This is a genomic window from Motiliproteus sp. MSK22-1 (assembly GCF_001968815.1).
Classification (GTDB): domain Bacteria; phylum Pseudomonadota; class Gammaproteobacteria; order Pseudomonadales; family Balneatricaceae; genus Motiliproteus.
Window position 1 is genome coordinate 70,637 of the sequence record NZ_MIEQ01000035.1, and the last position, 17,439, is coordinate 88,075.

Here is a 17,439-nt window from a genome sequence, read left to right on the forward strand (position 1 = left end):
GTTGTAACATGTCCGAACTGAGTCTCTTGGACCCCTTTCAAACGTTGACTATTCCTCTGGGAGAGTGGGTCGAAAGCGCCTTGACCTATCTTGTTCAGAATTTCCGTGATTTTTTTCGTGCGATCCGTTGGCCGATAGATCAGGTGCTTAATGGAATTGAGTACTGCCTGCAGTCGGTTCCGCCAATGATAGGCATTATTTTGATGTCATTATTTGGCTGGCAAATGGCGGGTAAGCGGATGGGATTATTCTGCGCCTGTATTCTTCTGTCGCTGGGCTTTCTCGGCGTATGGAGCGAATCCATGACCACCTTATCCCTGGTACTGACAGCACTGTTCTTTTGCGCGGTAATGGGTATTCCGCTGGGTATCTGGTCATCCCGAAGTGATCGGGTAGAGCGAACGGTACGCCCCGTTCTGGATGCTATGCAGACATTGCCGGCATTTGTCTATCTGGTGCCAGTCGTGATGTTGTTTGGAATCGGTAACGTGCCGGGGGTGTTGGTTACCATCGTATTTGCTCTGCCGCCTCTGGTTCGTCTGACCAATCTGGGTATTCGTCAGGTACCTGAGGATAAAGTGGAAGCGGCGTTAGCCTTTGGCTGTACCAATCGTCAGTTGTTAATGAAAGTTCAATTACCCCTGGCAGCACCAACCATTATGGCCGGTGTCAATCAGACCCTGATGCTCTCACTGTCGATGGTGGTTATCGCGTCGATGATCTCTGTTGGTGGACTGGGTCAGATGGTACTCAGAGGTATCGGGCGATTGGATATGGGGCTGGCAACGGTCGGTGGTGTTGGCCTGGTCTTGCTGGCTATTTTCCTTGACCGCTTGACTCAGGCAATGGGCGATAACAGCTCAACAGAAAAGGGGCATGAAGGTCACTGGTATGAAAAAGGACCTGTTGGGCTGCTCCTTCGAGTATTGGGTAAATCCAAAAAAACAAAATACGCAAAGAAATCGGTCGCCTGAGGTGATCACCAGAAAATAACCATAAAACTGGACTCTGATAATGAAAAAGACACTAAAAAAACTTAATAAAAGCTCTGTTTCAATGGCTGTTGGCTTTGGACTTTCCCTGGGTATGTTCGCCAGTCCTGCAATAGCTTCCGGTGATAAGCCTGGAGAAGGTGTGGAAGTGACACCAATTTTCCCCACGATTTCAGCAGAACATTTTCGTGGTGAAGTCGTTAACATTGGCTTGCGCGAATTGGGTTACGAGGTTGAGCAGTTTAAAGAAACTGAATATGCCACCATGATGGTTGCACTGAGCTATGGGGATGCGGATTACACGGTTCATTTATGGGATAAGTTACACGATACCTTCTATCAGAAAGTAGGAGGCGACGCTAACATGACCAAGGTCGGAACCACCATTGCTGATGTGGCTCAGGGATACCTGATCGACAAAAAAACTGCCGACAAATACAACATCACCTCAATGGCTGATTTAAAGAAGCCGGAAATTGCCAAACTATTTGACAGTAACGGCAATGGCAAAGCCGACCTTACCGGCTGTAACCCCGGCTGGGGTTGTGAGCTGATGATTGAGCATCACCTGAAGGCCTACGGTCTTACCGATACAGTGACACATAACCAAGGTTCCTATTTTGCTTTAATGGCTGACACCATTGCCCGCTTTAATCAGGGGGAACCTGTTTTATATTACACGTGGACACCCCAGTGGATTGCCGGAGTTCTGGTCCCTGGTAAAGATGTGGTTTATCTGAGTGTTCCTCATACCGATATGCCTGATGGTAATAATGACGTTAATACTATTGTTGATGGAATAAATGTCGGCTTTGCCGTTGATCAGATTCGTTCAGTGGTTAATAAGGAGTTTGCTGAAGAGAATCCTGCCGCAACCGCATTTATTGCATCGGTGAAAATTCCCGCCAACGATGAAAGTGCCCAAAACCTTAAGATGGAAAAAGGTGAAAAATCCTCAAAGGATATCAACCGTCACGCCGCAGAGTGGGTAAAAGCAAATCGTACTGTTTTTGATGACTGGTTAAATAAAGCTCGCGCAGCAGCTAAATAAGCGACCAGACTAGACCGCTTTTCAAAACCTTTGTACAGAAACAGCAACAGATAAGTGCAGGATTCTCATCCTGCACTTACGTCCAGTGATGCGCATATGTTGAGCGATGTGCTTACGTCTGATGATGCACTGGGGTTGGAGATTAGGAGGTAATTGTAATGGTATCTAAAAACATGGGATTTGGTGATTCTCCGATCTTAACCGATGACACTCAAATACCTGGCCGATTCCAGAATAAGTCAGTGGTGATCACCGGTGGCGCTGGAGGTGTCGGTCAGGCACTGGTCAGAAAGTTCTGTCAGCAAGGAGCACATGTTTTTATCAGTGATCTCTCTGAAAAAGGTTGTAGGGCTATTCAGTCAGAAATGAATCAAGCAGGGCACCAGATTCATTTCTTAGCAGGAGATCTTCGGGAAAAAACATACTGTGAAAGCGTTGTTGCAGCAGCAGTAAAAGCCCATGGGGGAGTGGATATCTTGCTCAATAATGCTGGCATTATTCCCCGTGGTAATGCCTTGGAAACGACAGATGAGATGTGGCACCAGGCTTTGGATGTCAATTTAACTGCCGTATTCTATCTCTGCCGGGCAGCTATTCCCCATATGAAAGCTAACGGAGGAGGGGCCATTGTTAATACCTCATCAGTCTGGGGTACACATCCTGGGCCTGGACATGTGGCGTATTGCACCAGTAAAGGTGCAGTCGCTGCACTGACAAAGAACCTTGGACGGGACCATGCACCCGATGGCATTCGGGTCAATGCTGTCTGCCCTCATGAAATCAATACTCCTATGATCAGAACGGGTTTCGAGCGTCGTGGGCTGGACCCGGACAAAGCAGTAGAAGAACTTAATAAAACGGTTCCTCTCGGACGTATAGCTGAGCCAGAAGATATCGCTGATGTGATTGCATTTCTGGCTTCCGAAGAGGCTCGCTATATTGCTGGTGAAACGGTCGAAGTGACAGGTGCCAAACCTGTTTCAGGTTGATCTGCTTATTCAAAAAGAACGACTCCAGCTATCAATCTGGAGATCACTACTCTGAAGTTGAAAAAGTAAGGGATGCATTTTAAAGATCAAAGAATGTGGTTGAAGGATCAAGGAATGCAGCGAAAATCCAGGTTTATGTAGTGGATACAGAATCATGCAGTTGAAAGATAAAGTAGCAATAGTGACGGGAGGGGGGCGTGGTATAGGACGGGGGATCAGCGAACGGTTTCTGGAAGAAGGGGCCAAGGTGGTTATTGCTCAGCGTCAGCCTCTCGAAGGCAAACTCAGTGCCGATCCCAAGGTTGTATACGTGCCGGCCGACCTTAGTGATAGCTCAAGCTTTGAGCTAATCGTTAATACAGCAAAAGAATGCTTCGACGGTCTTGATATCCTGGTCAATAATGCCGGGATCATGTTTGAAAAGCCCTTATCTGAAATGGGGGTCGAAGAATGGGATCTGATGATGGCCGTCAATTTGCGAGCGCCTGCTTTTCTGGCAAAGGCTGCTCTGCCTCTAATGCAACAGCGAGGCGGTGGAAGTATTGTTAACATTGGTTCTATTGAAGGAGAAGGGTCCAATCCAGACCATGCGGCTTACTGTGCTTCTAAAGCTGGAGTTCATGGCCTAACACGGGCACTCGCGGTGGACTTGGGAAAACACGGGATTCGCTGTAACGGTATCGCGCCGGGGTGGATCAAATCAGATCTGAGTGATGACTATATCAATGCTCAAGAGGATGCTGAAAACGCATGGAAGGGATTGCATCAAATGCATCCCATCGGGCGTGTTGGAACCCCCAGGGATATTGGCGATATTGCCGTGCATCTGGCCGGCGATCAGGCAGGGTTCCTGACCGGACAGATCATCGTCGTTGATGGTGGGCGTACCGCAAAGTTACCTTTACCTTTCTAGTGGTGTGCTGCTGTAGAGAAGCGAAACGATGAGTAAATACCTGGATTTTATACGAAACCTTGAGTACGAGCAGATTCCTGAAAAAACACGGGAGCTGGTTTCAACTTCATTGTTGGATATTGTTGGTGTAGCAGCTGGTGCATATCGTGCAGACACCGCCTCACGAGTACGTAGTTATGCCGTTAAGCACTGTCCCGCGGGAGAGCTGACAAGTCGCATGCTTTTTGATAGTCGTCCAGTACACCCGTTAGGGGCTGGTTGGGTAGGTGGGTTTACCGTTGATAGTCTGGATGCCCACGAGGGACACTTCACTTCCAAGGGACATGCCGGTGCTACCGTTGTTCCTGCACTTTTATCGCTTGCCGATGCCTGTCGTAATCAGGGACGGGATATCAGTGGACAGGAGTTTTTAACTTGCTTAGCGTTGGGATATGAGCTGGGCCTGCGAGCGGGTGTTTCTTTGATGGCGACAGCGCCTGAATACCATGCATCAGGAGCTTTTTCTGGACTAGGGGTCGTTGCTATGGGGATTCGCCTAATGCAACTGGATGATGAAACCGCTCGACATGCCCTGGGAATTGCTGAGTATTTCGGTCCTCGTTGTCCAATGATGCGGCTGGTGGACTATCCCAGTATGCTGCGAGATGCCCATGGAGCTGGAGCTTACGCTGGCCTTAATGGATTGTTTATGGCAATGGAAGGTATTACTGGAGCCCCGGCAGTCACGGTTGAACAGGATGCGGTTTCAGAGCACTGGATTGATTTGGGCAAGCGGTGGGAAATTGATGCCCAGTACTTTAAGCCCTGGCCAGTATGCAGATGGGCACAACCTGCGCTTACCGCCATGACAAACCTGTTGGAACAACAGCCTTTGGATGCTGGAAGTATAGAATCGATAGAGGTAGATACCTTTCACGAATCAATGCGCCTTCAGGGGCATGAGCCTTCAGACCCAGATGAAGCGCAATATGCGCTGGCCTTCCCTCTTGCCGCTCTAGTGGTCAGAGGCCAGGTTGGCGCCCAGGAAGTAACTGGCGATGCCATTTATGATGAATCCATTCTAGCCATCAGTCGTCGTATTACACTTATTGACGCGCCAGATCTTTCTGCACGCTTCCCTGAGGAAATTCTTTCCCGGCTGCGTATCAGGCTAAAAGATGGTCGCTTATTGGAAACACCGATAACTGCCGCAAAAGGCGATCCAGAGAAACCCATTTCGACAACAGAATTCCGAGAGAAATACAGGCGACTAGCTGGAGCTGGACTTTCTGTGCAGCAGATTGACGCAATAGAAAACGCTGTTACAAATCTGCACCAAGCGCAGGACTGCGTAGCCTTGTTGGACCTCGTATTAAGCACAGAAAACTAAGCTTAAAGAAGAGAAAAGAGCTGAGCCCGACGAGACTTTCTTGCTTTTCAAACGAAAAAAGCTGAGATCCATTTCTGAATTTCAGCTTTTTCTGAATTTGGTAGCGAGGGCAAGATTTGAACTTACGACCTTCGCGCCCGTATGAAGAGCTGAGCCCGACAAGCTTTTCTGTACCCTGGAAACCAAAAAATCCAGACTAAAGATTAATCTGGATTTTTCTGAATTTGGTAGCGGGGGCAAGATTTGAACTTACGACCTTCGCGCACGTATGAAGAGCTGAGCCCGACGAGCTTTTCTGTACCCTGGAAACCAAAAAATCCAGCAAAAAATCCAGACTAAAGATTAATCTGGATTTTCCTGAATTTGGTAGCGGGGGCAAGATTTGAACTTACGACCTTCGGGTTATGAGCCCGACGAGCTACCAGGCTGCTCCACCCCGCATCAACGAGGGCGAATTATAGGGGGGCTTTAGGGGGTTGTCTATAGCGCAGTGAACTTATTTTTCTAATTATCGTTTTCATTGTTGTCAAGATCGGATCTGTTTTTACGTGATTGGTCTTTCCGTTCCCGAATTAGCTGCTTTTGTTGATCAACAATATACTGGCAGAGCTTTTTATGGGCCTGGTGGTTGGTTATCAATCTGCAGCGGTAGAAATCCTGTTGCCGTTGCAATATTTCGATAGTAGCAACAATCGTATCGTTAGTGCTGGCTCCCAAAAGAATCTGTATTTCCAATTGCTGGTCAGGTTGCAGGAGTAATTCCTTCTCATGGTCGATCAGCTCGCCAAGGTAAAAGGCCAGTCCGTTAGAAGACAGGTTGACCACAGGAATGCTCTGCTCTCCGATCAATAACTCCAGAGGGTGTTCCGAATCTGGCTCTATCCGATAGGCTGAGCGTTGCTCATCGTCTTTTAATTCAGCGAATAAAAAAGTTTTCTTGTCGCTCAAGTACAAATTCGATTCTCCGGTTTTCGCTACGACCTTCAGCACTGGAGTTTGAGGCCAAGGGAACTGAGTCTCCATAACCTGTAGCCGTGAAACGTCTGGGGTTTATTCCTCGTGAGGCAAAATAGCGCAGCACGGTGGTTGCACGAATAGCCGAAAGCTCCCAGTTGGATTCGTATTGATCTGTTGAGATAGGGATGTTATCCGTGTGACCTTTGATATTTATGCTATAGCCTCGGTATTGATCGAATAGTTCAAGCAGAGTATCCATAATCGGATCAACTTCGGAATTAAGATAGGTTGAACCTGAGTCAAAAATAACCGAGCCCTGTATCTGGATCGAAATGACCCCATCCTTTGGAAGCGAAACTTTCACCATTTGTTCTGCTGAATTAGTGTTTAGTCTGCTCTGTAAGGTATTTGCCATTTGTGTCCATTGGTCTCCACCCTGACCAACAGAGGGCTGAGTCTGAATCTGTTTACTCGGTTCATCTTCTGACTCTACTCCGCTGTCAACTTGCTTCTCTGGGTTAACGGAAGGAAACACCTGAACACTGATTTTATTATTTCGGGCACCAAGATCTAACAAACTGCCCGCATTTTGCAGGCTTAACTGAATGGATTCCATTGCCTGGACAAAGCGTTCAGACTTTACGCTGGACATGGAAAACATCAGGATAAAAAACACCAGAAGAAGGGTCATCAAGTCTGCGAAGGTGGTGATCCAGCCGGCGCTGTCCGAGGTTGATTCTTCAAAGATCTGTTTATTCATTGAATATTGCCGGCATTAGCCTTGGTGCCAACCACCAGAGGTTTGCGCTTGGCTTCTGGTATATAAGAAGAAAGCCGTTCATAGACATTGGAGTAATGATCGTTTGAAAGGATGCTCAGAGTACCTTCCCGAATAATCTCAAGATTGGTGACTTCCATGAGTGTGCGCGACTTTAACTTGCCGCCAATGGGGAGAAAAATCATTGAAGACAGTAAAGAGCCGTAGAACGTTGTCAGCAATGCCACGGACATGGCGGGTCCAATACTACTCGGATCATCCAGAGTGCTGAGCATCTGAATCAAACCTATCAGAGTGCCAAGCATGCCAAATGCAGGGGCATACATGGCCATTTTTTTAAATACGTCCTGGACCTGATAATGGCGAGCCAGTAATGAGTCAATTTCGGTTTGTAGCGTTTTCTGGACTATCTTCTCGCTGGCTGCATCTGAGATCATCAGGCAGGCGCGTTTTAAAAAATTAGAACTGCTTTCTATCTCCCCCAGTGCCAACAGCCCTTTTCGATGGCTGATTTTGCTTATCTCCAGCATATTGTCGATCATTTGCTGGGGATCTGTGTTATCTCGAGTGAAGACTATCCAGGCTGCGCGAAAGGCCGCAATAACATCTCGAAAGCGGACTGTCAGCAGCGTTGCTGCAATGGTTCCCCCAATAACGATCATCATGCCTGGGATATTGACAAAAACATCTCCGCTACCACCTAAAAAAATAGCTGAGATGATCAATGCTAAGCCGGATAAAAATCCTATAAGTGACGCAAAATCCATAGTTGGCTCTTCATTTAAAATGCGATGGGGCAGTGTTCAGAATATATCTCTGTGGATTTTTTACGTTGATCCAAATCACTAGTCTCGGAAGATACCAGCAAAGAGCTGCTTTTCCTAAGCAGTCAGTGACCAAGGTCATGGGGTGTTTGTCATTTCCACATCAAAATCTACATTAAGGAGGATTTTAGACTATTAAACTAGAAAATAGGGGTTTTCAAGGAGTGCATCTGTAATGATCATTGCATATCATAGTTTGGCGTGATTATAAAAACACTGACAAATAAGCGCAGAGTACGACGGTTTGGGTTGATTGGATAGTTCAAACTGTTTCAGATAACACGTTTCAGGAGACGCTTAATGACACAAAGGATCGCATTGGTAACCGGTGGAACAGGTGGTATCGGGTCTGCTATCTGCTTATCACTCGCCGACCAGGGCATGAAGGTCGTTGCTGGATACAGTAACGAAGCAAAAGCGAAAGCATGGCAACAGGAGCAAAAAGAAGCAGGGTACGATATCCTGATTCAGCATGTCGATGTTACAAGCTTGGAGTCTTGCCAGCAGGCTGTAGCAGAAGTAAAAGAAAAAGCGGGTGGTTCGATCGATGTATTGGTCAACAATGCCGGCATTACTCGGGACGGTGTATTCAAGAAAATGGATTGGGATCAGTGGAACTCTGTTCTTACTACCAACTTGGATAGTGCCTTTAATATGACTCGCCCAGTTGTCGATGACATGCTGGAAAAGGGATTTGGTCGTATTATCAACATATCTTCGGTCAACGGAGAAAAAGGTCAATTTGGCCAAACTAACTATTCAGCTGCTAAAGCTGGCCTGCATGGCTTTACTAAGGCTTTGGCTCAGGAAACAGCACGTAAGGGAGTAACGGTTAATACGATTTCTCCAGGTTACATTTTGACCCCAATGGTTGCTAAGATCGCTCCTGAAATTCAGGAAAAAATCGTTGCTCAGATCCCAGTAGGACGTATGGGAGCGCCTGAGGAAATTGGTCGCACAGTTGCTTTCTTAGCCGATGATAACGCTGGCTACATTACCGGCTCCAACCTGTCTATTAATGGTGGGCAGCACATGTCGTAATGACATCCATAGTGTTGCCTCTTTGCCATGATGATCAAGGGCTCTGCGGCAACTGTCTGTTTATGGATAAAAAAAGCCCCATTCGGTGATGGGGCTTTTTAGTGTTTGAAATAAGATCTCAGATTACTTTGTCTGCTTTCGGGAATGGAGCCTTATTTGGCACAGGTTCCAAGAAGACCTTTTCTTCAGTGTTCTTCTAGAGTGTCCAGCAAACCAGTGAAACGCTCAATCAATTCACTATGGCATTGATTGAACGGTGTACAAAACCATAGTTTCTTGACCGTGTTCAACTCTTTGTCACTAGGGCCGTTTTGCTGTTGTTTCAAAGCTTTGGACAAGTGATTGATCTGGTATTCCATCCGCATAAACTGATCGTCTGCGGGTGAAGATTGCCCGCCCATTATTTCGAGTCGTATACAGAGCAGTCGCAACTGTTTATCTGATTGTATAAGACATTCATCAATGGCTTCAGGTGTCTTTGAAAGTTCATGTAAAGAGTCGAAGCGTTCTTGCATCTTTTCAGCAAAAGGGGAACGGGGGGGATTCATCTGGTTCCAGCTCTCTATTTGCTCTTCGCTCAGCTTTAACGAACCTTCTGTCAGCAATTGTGCTTCTAGCTTTTCGCAAACCTGATGCTGCAATTCAATTGTCAGCCAGTCAGTATCTTCCCGGTGTACTGGTTTGGAAGCGGATGCAGAATGTTGAGAAGATTCAGAGAAATGCTGGGTTTCCGTTGAATTCTCTGTAGCTCTTTTTTGCTCGTTGTCCGTGGCTTTATTTTGTCCGGCCTCCGCTGACTGGGAGCGGTGTTCAAAGAGTTGATTACAAACTCCCCGGAATTCCTGCCAAAGAGTCTGTTCTTGCTTACGCTGAGCGGGCCCGATGTTTCGCCATTGTTTTTGTAAATCTTTAGCGTTGTTAAGGAGTACTTTCAGTTCAGTCTTGTCGATCTGATCGAGCAGCATTTTTGCCTGTTCTAGCAGTGCTGCTTTGGCTGCGGCGTTGCCTTCTTTGCCTGCATTGAGTTTGGTCTCAACTTCTGCCAGTAGTTGATTGAACTGTTGTTGTAATCTTTTTCCAGGGGCTCTGTCGACAGGGGTAAAAGTTCTCCATAACTGCCGCGCTTCCCTGTTTAGTTGTGCAAGCGTCTTGGTGCTCTGAATACTGTCTGTGCTGTGCTGACCATTCGTTTGTTGGTCGGTGCTGCTAAGCGCTTCCTTCAATCGATCAAAGAGTTGTTGACGCTGCTGTAAATTATGCTGTCGAAGCTCCCTTTGTTGATCATTGTGGAGCTGGCAGGGAGTATAGGCGGCTTTGTTGGCCTGTTGAAATCTGTTACGCAGTGCTGATGGTATGGAGCGGGACTCCAGGTTTTTCCATTGCTGCTGTAGTGCCTTGATCTGCGAAGCCCGTTCAGAAACCTCTATGTCAGATGTGACCAGTTGTTCCATTTCTTCACATAGCCGTTCCAGCTTGGGGTGGGTTGCAAACTTTTGCCAGTTATTCAGTTCCTGATGACGGGCAAGGAGTGCTTGATAACGCTGTTTTTGAGCGCCTCTGAACTCTTTTCCGAGATTATCAGACAGATTTCTGATGCGATTCAGATAGTCTGTTGACTGTTGCAACTGCCCTTCATCAAGCGTTTTCTCCAGCTGAGCCAGCAAACCGTCAAGGTCCTGCTTTTTCTGGGAAAGAGTTGCTGCTCGTTGCTCTTGTTTAAGTCGCTGTTCTGCTACTTTTCTGTCAAGCTGCTGAAGTATATCGGGTTGTGGGTAAGCATCGGGCCAGTCGATATTTGAGCGTATTGACAGCAGGGCCTTAATAGATCGACTCTGTGAAAGCCGTGCTTCAAGATCAGAACGCTGTTGTTCCAGTCGGTTCAAGCCATCCAGTAGCTGATTGAACTCTGCCTTTAATTTATTGAAGCGGTTTAACTGCTTTTTCTCAGCAGGCTCTTTCTGGATTAGAACAGCCCATTGCTGATCAAGCTCCTGGATTTTTGATTGCAGTTCAGGGATATCCGGCAGTTGTGTCTGATATATCTGTACCTGCTCATATCCATTATCGATTAGCCGCTGTAACTGCTCTCTATTTTGCTGACGGAGTTGTTCTTCGGCTTGGGTCTGCTCAAAAATATCCAGTTGTGATTGGCATTGTGCCTGAGACAGCTCAAAGCGCTTTTCCAGTGACTCTTTAGCGACAGCGTCATATTCACTCCAACTATTAAGAAGTGCATTGAAGCGTGCGCTATAGAAATTGTTAGGTGCCTCCTTTGCCAGCTTTTCTATTGCCTGGCAGAGGGATTTACAGGTGGCTTGTTGCTCTGCCAAAAGTTTGGCTTGTTGTTTTTGTTGATCTCTCCGTTCCCTAAGAATCCGGTAAACACCTTTATCCCCCTGACGGCAATGTTTGATCAATTGCTCAAGCAGCTCCGGTGTATGAATGCTAGAGGCCGCATGCTGGCGAATCTGGAAATTGTCAGAGTCAATAATGATCTGCTGGAGGCTGGTCTCCAGAGTAATTCTTTTGACTGCCGCAAACTGGACGACGGAGTGATCAGCATTCAGTGTTATGTGCGTCAGAATGTCAGGATCATTTAAATCATCAATATAGCTGGCGCGGGTTTCCGCAGAAAGATTCTCGGGGCCTGGCTGGCAGAGCAAAAGGCAGAGCCGGTTAGTGGCTTCACGCCGTACCTGAGGAGTCGGATCAGTATTGGCTATCTCGCGTAACAGATCGGGATGGACCAGTTTTTCAAGAGCAGAGCACCTGACCTCAACGTCCTGATCCAGTTTCGCCAGTTTTTGAAGTATCTCTTGGTCAGAAGGTAGATCTGACTTTAGCCTGTCAATCGCTTTTCTGCGGATACCAGGCTTCGGGTGCTGCCATCTCGGACGGAAAAAGTGTGTAAAGGTCAACTGCATGCTGTTTCCAATCGAAATACTACATATAGCCGGGATACGAATCTCCAATACCTTTAAGGTGTTAGCGAAAAGGTATCGTACCTGGAATAGTCTTCCATAGTCGGTAGAGAAACGATGTAAAAGAAAGGAGCCCCGTCTTCGCGGTGACGTATTCTACGGCTTTTGAACCAATTCTGAAAGGTGTTTGCTTCAGGTAGCGCCCATGAATTTATGTTGGTAAAGCACCACCGCAATGAGAATACTGCTTAAAAGGGCTGAACCTTAACCTCACCATCCAGGTAGTACCAGAGTCCATTAATTCGAGAAAATCTTGAATTTTCATGGAGTTGAGCTTTCTGCCCATCTGCGCTGAATTCCGCAACAAATGAAACCCTGCCGTAGTCGTCCTGCTCTGATCCAGATTCCACTGTAAGGATAGTCAATTGTAGCCAGGTTGTGTCACTATTTTGCTGGTCCAGTATTTCCGTATTAAGATCCTTTCGATAATCTGGGTGGGTCGTATCGACAATATAATCGCTCATCCCCAAAGCAAATGCGGTGTAACGAGAACGCATCAGTTGCTCAGCAGTCTTAGCCGGCGAGCTGCCTTCTATAGCAGGTTCACAACATCGGTTATAGCTTTTCCGGGAACCGCAAGGGCAGGAAAGCGCTGTGTTTTTTTGATCGTGAAGCATAGTATCCCTTGAGCATAGTTAATAAAAGCGAGCTAAGCGCGTTGGAGGCGTCTAAGGGACGAGTAGTCGTTTGGGCAACCCCAGTCCGATAGCTGATAGATAAACAGTAATTTTCCTACTGTAAGAGACTTTGTACAAGTCATCTCATAAAGTCGTTATTACTAATTGCCATTCCAAAAAAATTAGTATAAATTACGCGCTCCTCGATTGAGAGGAAACACGGTGAGGTGTCCGAGTGGCCGAAGGAGCACGCCTGGAAAGTGTGTATGTCGAAAGGCATCGAGGGTTCGAATCCCTCCCTCACCGCCATATCTTTTCCCAGTAAAATCAAATAGTTAGATATTTATTCTGTTTGAATTTATTGCTTAGGGAACGTCTGTGGGAATGTTCTGGGAATGTCGAAGTGTGCAGCGAGTGCCGCACACGGTATTACAGGTTGTAATATTCTCTCTATTAGGCTGTTCATATCAGCACCATCTTGTTTGATCCATTTTCCATACCGCTTCTGAATCATTTCTATATTCGTATGCCCCACATGTTGAGCTATCCAGTGCAATGGTACACCCACTGGCAAACATGACTCGTGCTCAACGTATAGCAGAGAGTGGGCGCGCAGTTTAAGCTAAATTTCACTAGCCAGATCGAAGCGCACAACCTCGTTAAGTTCTCCAAGTACACTAAAGTCCTAGGTAATGGACTTGCCGTCATAGACTTTACTAGTCGCGTGGGTGGAATTCATAATACCTATAAGGCAGGAGGCAACTGGGAGAAGAAGATGTTTGTTGAGGCTAGTGGTTTTGCTGCTGGTACTGCTATTGTCAATGGCGGCTTAGCCTTGCTTGCTCTCGCGACTCCAGTTGGTTGGGTCTTTCTCATTAGCGCTGGTACTGCAGCAGCATTAGGAGCTATGGCAACGGACGGCTTTGTAAAAGATACGGCTGAAGAGAACTATGGGCCGCTGATGCAATGGATTAACTCTCTATGACGATAGATGGGATTATAGTTTTAGCCTTGATCGGATGTCTTGTCATCGTCGGTATACTTTTTGTCGCCTTCGGTCAGATAACTGTTAGGAGGCTAAGAAAGAATCCAGCTACTAAGGGCAACTTGGGCGTGGAATTTGCCAGTGGCTGGGATATTCTGAATACGGCTCAAGCAGTAGCTTTACCTAAAGCACTGACTGACAGATTCAAGGAAAGCCCCTTGTCAGCAATGTTTGCGAATACCGACTTGCTACGAGAACACACAAGCACCTTTGATCGGGTACTAGCTGCTATATTTTTCTGGCTTTATGTCTTTACAGTAGCATCTCTGATAGCAATGCTCATTTTGAATACACTGGGTGTTTTCTACTAAGGCTATATGCTCCCTCTATCACGGCGTGTATGCAGGATTGCACGCTGCTCTACTTCATGTCACGCTGCTGTCTGGAGTGGTCATAATAATCCATTACAGTGCAGAGCTTAATGTCTGACTCAAAGCCACTCTTAGCCATAATCTCTAATCGATTACTTTATGAGACAGTGGATACTATAGGTAAACTCCTGCCCCTCAAAGTCCTCCTTACCACTCTGACCATCAGCCTCACGATTAGCCAGGTCATTTGCTAACTCATTGCCCTCTGAGGAAGAGACAATAACTGCCTATCCATGACCAAAACAGTGAAGACATCCTTTCTAAAACAAGTGCTTACCGATCAAATTTAGCAACATGCCGAGAGTACGTTAACCAAGTTGTCTCTGTGTGATTTGACCAAAATCAAAAATGGCCCCGCATGCAGCTGGGTGTTTACTTGAAAACTCAATGGGTGACCCCATCCAGTTCGTAATGATGATAATTCAACACAGCAGCTCCCAGCCCCAGAATCCCCTGAGCTCGCTACCGCGCCTCCTGGATACCTGGGGCTTACACCGCTGGATAAATCAGAGATCTGCAATGGCATGGGAGCGGCCAGCTCTCTGATTTCTCGATGGATACCCAACATCATGTATGGCCTGGATGTGGAGGAAGCAGGCAACATACACAACTATATGTATCACATAGGAAAAACGGCAGAAGATAAAGCAGAAGCAGACAGAACCTTTCTGAACAACATGCTGAGACTGATCAATAACCGGGGAGGGTTCCTGGCACTGTTAAGGCGGCGAAGAGCGTTGAAGTATTATAAAGCCGTGGTTTATTTTGGTGGGGCTGCGTTTTGAAATCAATTGGCCTATTAATAGCTCCGAGGTGGCTGATTATGTGTTTCTCTTGTTTTTCAGAAAAGAAGGTTCTTTAGTTTAGTGCGTCCGTTTTTCACGACAAATATTAATCCGTTATTTCAATAAAGTGGTTTTAGTACTACCGTTGATGTAGTAGTAAAGATTGCTATATATTTGATTTTAATCAATATATTTTCGTATTTACAACTTGTTATAAGTTGTTAAGTGTCATATAAAGTCCTTTCGCTAAACGGCTGTTTAGCATTATACGAGTCTTTCTTCACGCATCTGCCCCTGCGCCAACTCGTCATGGGCTTCTAATATGCGGAAGATAAAAGGAACTTTACATGTCCAAGTATATTGTCTGTACCTTACCTCTCTTTTGAGCACCAAGTTCCTTGCTGACAAAACAGGGCTCTAGTTAGTAGCTTTTCTTTTCTGAATAAAAAATCGATCTGATTAAAAGGAATATTGCGTGATTTCAATTAGTCAAAATAAGACCCGCTTTTGCCTTAAACATCTGCCATTGGTAATGGCGCTTGGAGCTACCGCGTCCCATGTTTTCGCGCAGGAATTAGTGCAGGATGGTGGGTTTGAAGCAGTTCCCTCAATATATGCTCAGTATGCAGGTAGCGGTACGTTTTTTCATGACATACCAGGCTATGACCACTGGGTATCGGAAAGTACTGATGCGGGAGCCTGGGAAACCCTAAGCCATCAGTTTTATGATGCTGCTGAACATGGCAATGCTGGTTTTCTGCGAAGAACATCAACTATGTCTCAGACTCTTAATGCTCCATTTATCGACGGAAATACCTACAGGATTGCTATTGATCTAGGAAAAAGAATGGATTACAGCTATGCTGGTTTTCACGCTTTTCTGCGTGCTGGTGATAATAGCATTCAACTGAATTTTCCAACCAATTCCTCCACCTTTAACTATGGATACTTTGATCGATTTACCGCTTCAATAACTGCTGATAACGCCGATCCTATACACGCGGCAATGATTGCTTCAGGCATGAATATTGAGCTGGTATTAAAATCCCTAAATAGCAACGGTGAGACTGCCGTGGACAACGTATCGGTTGTAATGTCAGATCCCAGCGATGATTCAGATAATGATGGGATGAATGATGGCTGGGAAACAACCTACGGATTGGATCCTACTGATCCCTCAGATTCCAACCAGGATTTAGATGGTGACGGTTCTACCAACCGTGAAGAATTCACTAAAAATACCGATCCGTCTGATCCTGATGATTATCCTAATCAGTATGTTCACTACAATGGAGACACTACGATTAATGGTGCGTTACGGCTAGAGCCTAAATCGGCTCCCCCTGTTACTTGCCCTGAACGTGAACCGGGTGCCTTATATTATGATGCTATCGAAGATGAGGTTCTGGTCTGTGATAACAAAGGTTGGGGCAGTTTGAAAGGCGATGATGGGGAAAAAGGTGAAACTGGTCCTCAGGGACCTATTGGATTGACCGGTCCCGCCGGCGCTGATGGAGCAATCGGTCCACAAGGTCCTATCGGATTAACTGGCCCTCAGGGACCCCAAGGACCGACGGGCGCAACAGGTATTGGGCTAACAGGGCCAGAAGGTCCTCAGGGACCTATTGGATTGACTGGCCCTGCAGGTCCTGGTACGCCTAGTGTAATGTATTTAACTCATCGGACTAGTAGCTTGCCTGCTTGCCCCTCTGGATGGACAGAAGCCGGACTAACTAGACTTAATGTTAGCGATCGCGAAGACAATTATCAGAGAGTCTGCTATCAGAGTTCTCTCCAGTGTAGCGTAGTGTATTTAACGCATCGGACTAGTAGCTTCCCTGCTTGCCCTTCTGGATGGACAGAAGTCGGACAAACTAGATTTAATGTTAGCGATAACGAAGACAATTATCAGAGAGTCTGCTACACATGTCTTTAGCTTAATGACTGCATTGTAGCTAGAGTCTTAATCTGATGTGTTAGTGCTAGGTACTGCTTTTTGATCTGCTACTTTATTCGAGTCACAAAAAAACGGATACACAATATGCGTATCCGTTTATTTTACAACTGAACAAAGTATGTTTTGTCCGTCTTTGTCCCAGTTAGTACAGACTGACTGAAATAGCCGCGTTATCTGGTAGGACTAGGCAGATTCGAACTGCTGACCTCTACCATGTCAAGGTAGTGCTCTATGTGGTATAAATTTGGGGCAAAACAGATGCCGTTATGCGCCTTGCTATGCCATTACAGTAGAGCCGAGTAATGATTGTAAACCAGCTGGACCCATGATATTTAAAGGCATCAGGCGGTATGGTAGGGTAAAAACGAACGATGAATAAAACTGCGTCATCGGGGTTCGAATCCTTCCCACACCGCCACGAATACAGAAGCCCTGCTTATATTTAAGCGGGGCTTCGTCGTTTCAGGGCAGTGAAAATGTTGGGGAGGGTTTGAACCGAGCGAATAATTTCCAGGTCAAGAGAGGCATAAAAAGCACAAGACACTCAGCGCAACATCCTGTAGCATCACGCCGCTTATTGGAATCTACTTAAAAGGAACTTTGCATGGCTTGGTTTTACCCCGATTTGTCGGACACCTAGTTAAGAGTAGATAATCTACTTTAACGAGGTTTTTACATGTCTAATACACGAAGAAAATATTCCGAAGAGTACAAGCGCGAAGCCGTTTCATTAGCGCTTCAACCAGATGCATCGATAGCTGAAGTTTCA

At 46.3% G+C, this 17,439-nt stretch carries 16 protein-coding genes and 2 tRNA genes; 12 read left to right on the plus strand and 6 right to left on the minus strand.

What is annotated here, in order from left to right; all coding sequences use genetic code 11:
- Positions 1-8 precede the first annotated feature (8 nt).
- From proW to BGP75_RS09695, 5 genes are all read left to right on the plus strand, one after another.
- Positions 9-974: a glycine betaine/L-proline ABC transporter permease ProW gene (gene proW, locus BGP75_RS09675; RefSeq protein ID WP_076718182.1), complete on the plus strand. Its 966-nt coding sequence runs from the start codon at positions 9-11 to the stop codon at positions 972-974.
- Between the two features lie 40 nt (positions 975-1,014).
- On the plus strand, positions 1,015-2,043 hold the full coding sequence (gene proX / locus BGP75_RS09680; RefSeq protein WP_198939328.1) for a glycine betaine/L-proline ABC transporter substrate-binding protein ProX: 1,029 nt from the start codon (positions 1,015-1,017) through the stop codon (positions 2,041-2,043).
- A gap of 158 nt (positions 2,044-2,201) precedes the next feature.
- Positions 2,202-3,032 carry an SDR family NAD(P)-dependent oxidoreductase gene (locus tag BGP75_RS09685; protein WP_198939329.1) on the plus strand — a complete coding sequence of 277 codons (831 nt, stop codon included), beginning with the start codon at positions 2,202-2,204 and terminating at the stop codon, positions 3,030-3,032.
- Between the two features lie 154 nt (positions 3,033-3,186).
- Positions 3,187-3,945, plus strand: coding sequence for an SDR family NAD(P)-dependent oxidoreductase (locus BGP75_RS09690; protein WP_076718184.1), 759 nt, complete (start codon positions 3,187-3,189; stop codon positions 3,943-3,945).
- A gap of 28 nt (positions 3,946-3,973) precedes the next feature.
- Positions 3,974-5,314, plus strand: a complete 1,341-nt coding sequence (locus BGP75_RS09695; protein WP_076718187.1) for an MmgE/PrpD family protein — start codon at positions 3,974-3,976, stop codon at positions 5,312-5,314.
- 364 nt (positions 5,315-5,678) lie between these two features.
- Here the strand turns inward: BGP75_RS09695 and BGP75_RS09700 are convergent.
- From BGP75_RS09700 to BGP75_RS09715, 4 genes are all read right to left on the minus strand, one after another.
- Positions 5,679-5,755 (minus strand) — tRNA-Met (locus tag BGP75_RS09700).
- 63 nt (positions 5,756-5,818) lie between these two features.
- Entirely contained in the window at positions 5,819-6,262 is a 444-nt protein-coding gene (locus BGP75_RS09705) for a hypothetical protein (RefSeq protein WP_076718189.1), read from the minus strand.
- Positions 6,231-7,031, minus strand: coding sequence for a flagellar motor protein MotB (locus tag BGP75_RS09710; protein ID WP_076718191.1), 801 nt, complete (start codon positions 7,029-7,031; stop codon positions 6,231-6,233). Before BGP75_RS09710 ends, BGP75_RS09705 begins: the two co-directional genes overlap by 32 nt.
- Complete coding sequence (locus tag BGP75_RS09715; RefSeq protein ID WP_076718194.1) at positions 7,028-7,816, minus strand: motility protein A; 789 nt, start codon at positions 7,814-7,816, stop codon at positions 7,028-7,030. Before BGP75_RS09715 ends, BGP75_RS09710 begins: the two co-directional genes overlap by 4 nt.
- A gap of 357 nt (positions 7,817-8,173) precedes the next feature.
- Here BGP75_RS09715 and phbB point away from each other — a divergent pair, with 357 nt between their 5' ends.
- Positions 8,174-8,914, plus strand: a complete 741-nt coding sequence (phbB, locus tag BGP75_RS09720) for an acetoacetyl-CoA reductase (protein ID WP_076718197.1) — start codon at positions 8,174-8,176, stop codon at positions 8,912-8,914.
- 185 nt (positions 8,915-9,099) lie between these two features.
- Here phbB and BGP75_RS09725 read toward each other — a convergent pair whose 3' ends face one another.
- Both BGP75_RS09725 and BGP75_RS09730 read right to left on the minus strand, forming a co-directional pair.
- Complete coding sequence (locus tag BGP75_RS09725) at positions 9,100-11,838, minus strand: DUF349 domain-containing protein (protein WP_076718199.1); 2,739 nt, start codon at positions 11,836-11,838, stop codon at positions 9,100-9,102.
- Between the two features lie 245 nt (positions 11,839-12,083).
- A complete protein-coding gene (locus BGP75_RS09730) occupies positions 12,084-12,512 on the minus strand; it encodes a YchJ family protein (protein WP_076718201.1) in 429 nt (142 codons plus the stop codon).
- A 221-nt stretch (positions 12,513-12,733) separates the two neighbouring features.
- Between BGP75_RS09730 and BGP75_RS09735 the strand changes: the two genes are divergently transcribed.
- The 6 genes from BGP75_RS09735 to BGP75_RS27730 all read left to right on the plus strand — a co-directional run.
- Positions 12,734-12,821: transfer RNA gene (locus tag BGP75_RS09735), tRNA-Ser, on the plus strand.
- 295 nt (positions 12,822-13,116) lie between these two features.
- On the plus strand, positions 13,117-13,497 hold the full coding sequence (locus BGP75_RS27385) for a hypothetical protein (RefSeq protein ID WP_076718203.1): 381 nt from the start codon (positions 13,117-13,119) through the stop codon (positions 13,495-13,497).
- Between the two features lie 128 nt (positions 13,498-13,625).
- Positions 13,626-13,868: a hypothetical protein gene (locus BGP75_RS27390; RefSeq protein ID WP_233152898.1), complete on the plus strand. Its 243-nt coding sequence runs from the start codon at positions 13,626-13,628 to the stop codon at positions 13,866-13,868.
- Between the two features lie 584 nt (positions 13,869-14,452).
- A complete protein-coding gene (locus BGP75_RS09755) occupies positions 14,453-14,713 on the plus strand; it encodes a hypothetical protein (protein WP_143821028.1) in 261 nt (86 codons plus the stop codon).
- Positions 14,714-15,188: 475 nt separating this feature from the next.
- Positions 15,189-16,649, plus strand: coding sequence for a collagen-like protein (locus BGP75_RS27635; protein ID WP_076718212.1), 1,461 nt, complete (start codon positions 15,189-15,191; stop codon positions 16,647-16,649).
- 697 nt (positions 16,650-17,346) lie between these two features.
- On the plus strand, positions 17,347-17,439 hold a 93-nt coding region (locus BGP75_RS27730), incomplete at its 3' end, for a transposase (protein WP_143820948.1).

Bases quoted from the DNA above. Each gene is read 5' to 3' on its own strand.
- proW (WP_076718182.1), top strand. From the start codon at position 9: ATGTCCGAACTGAGTCTCTTGGACCCCTTTCAAACGTTGACTATTCCT.
- BGP75_RS09695 (WP_076718187.1), top strand. From the start codon at position 3,974: ATGAGTAAATACCTGGATTTTATACGAAACCTTGAGTACGAGCAGATT.
- BGP75_RS09755 (WP_143821028.1), top strand. From the start codon at position 14,453: ATGGGAGCGGCCAGCTCTCTGATTTCTCGATGGATACCCAACATCATG.
- BGP75_RS09730 (WP_076718201.1), bottom strand. From the start codon at position 12,512: ATGCTTCACGATCAAAAAAACACAGCGCTTTCCTGCCCTTGCGGTTCC.
- BGP75_RS09690 (WP_076718184.1), top strand. From the start codon at position 3,187: ATGCAGTTGAAAGATAAAGTAGCAATAGTGACGGGAGGGGGGCGTGGT.
- BGP75_RS09685 (WP_198939329.1), top strand. From the start codon at position 2,202: ATGGTATCTAAAAACATGGGATTTGGTGATTCTCCGATCTTAACCGAT.
- BGP75_RS09725 (WP_076718199.1), bottom strand. From the start codon at position 11,838: ATGCAGTTGACCTTTACACACTTTTTCCGTCCGAGATGGCAGCACCCG.
- BGP75_RS09715 (WP_076718194.1), bottom strand. From the start codon at position 7,816: ATGGATTTTGCGTCACTTATAGGATTTTTATCCGGCTTAGCATTGATC.
- phbB (WP_076718197.1), top strand. From the start codon at position 8,174: ATGACACAAAGGATCGCATTGGTAACCGGTGGAACAGGTGGTATCGGG.
- BGP75_RS09710 (WP_076718191.1), bottom strand. From the start codon at position 7,031: ATGAATAAACAGATCTTTGAAGAATCAACCTCGGACAGCGCCGGCTGG.
- proX (WP_198939328.1), top strand. From the start codon at position 1,015: ATGAAAAAGACACTAAAAAAACTTAATAAAAGCTCTGTTTCAATGGCT.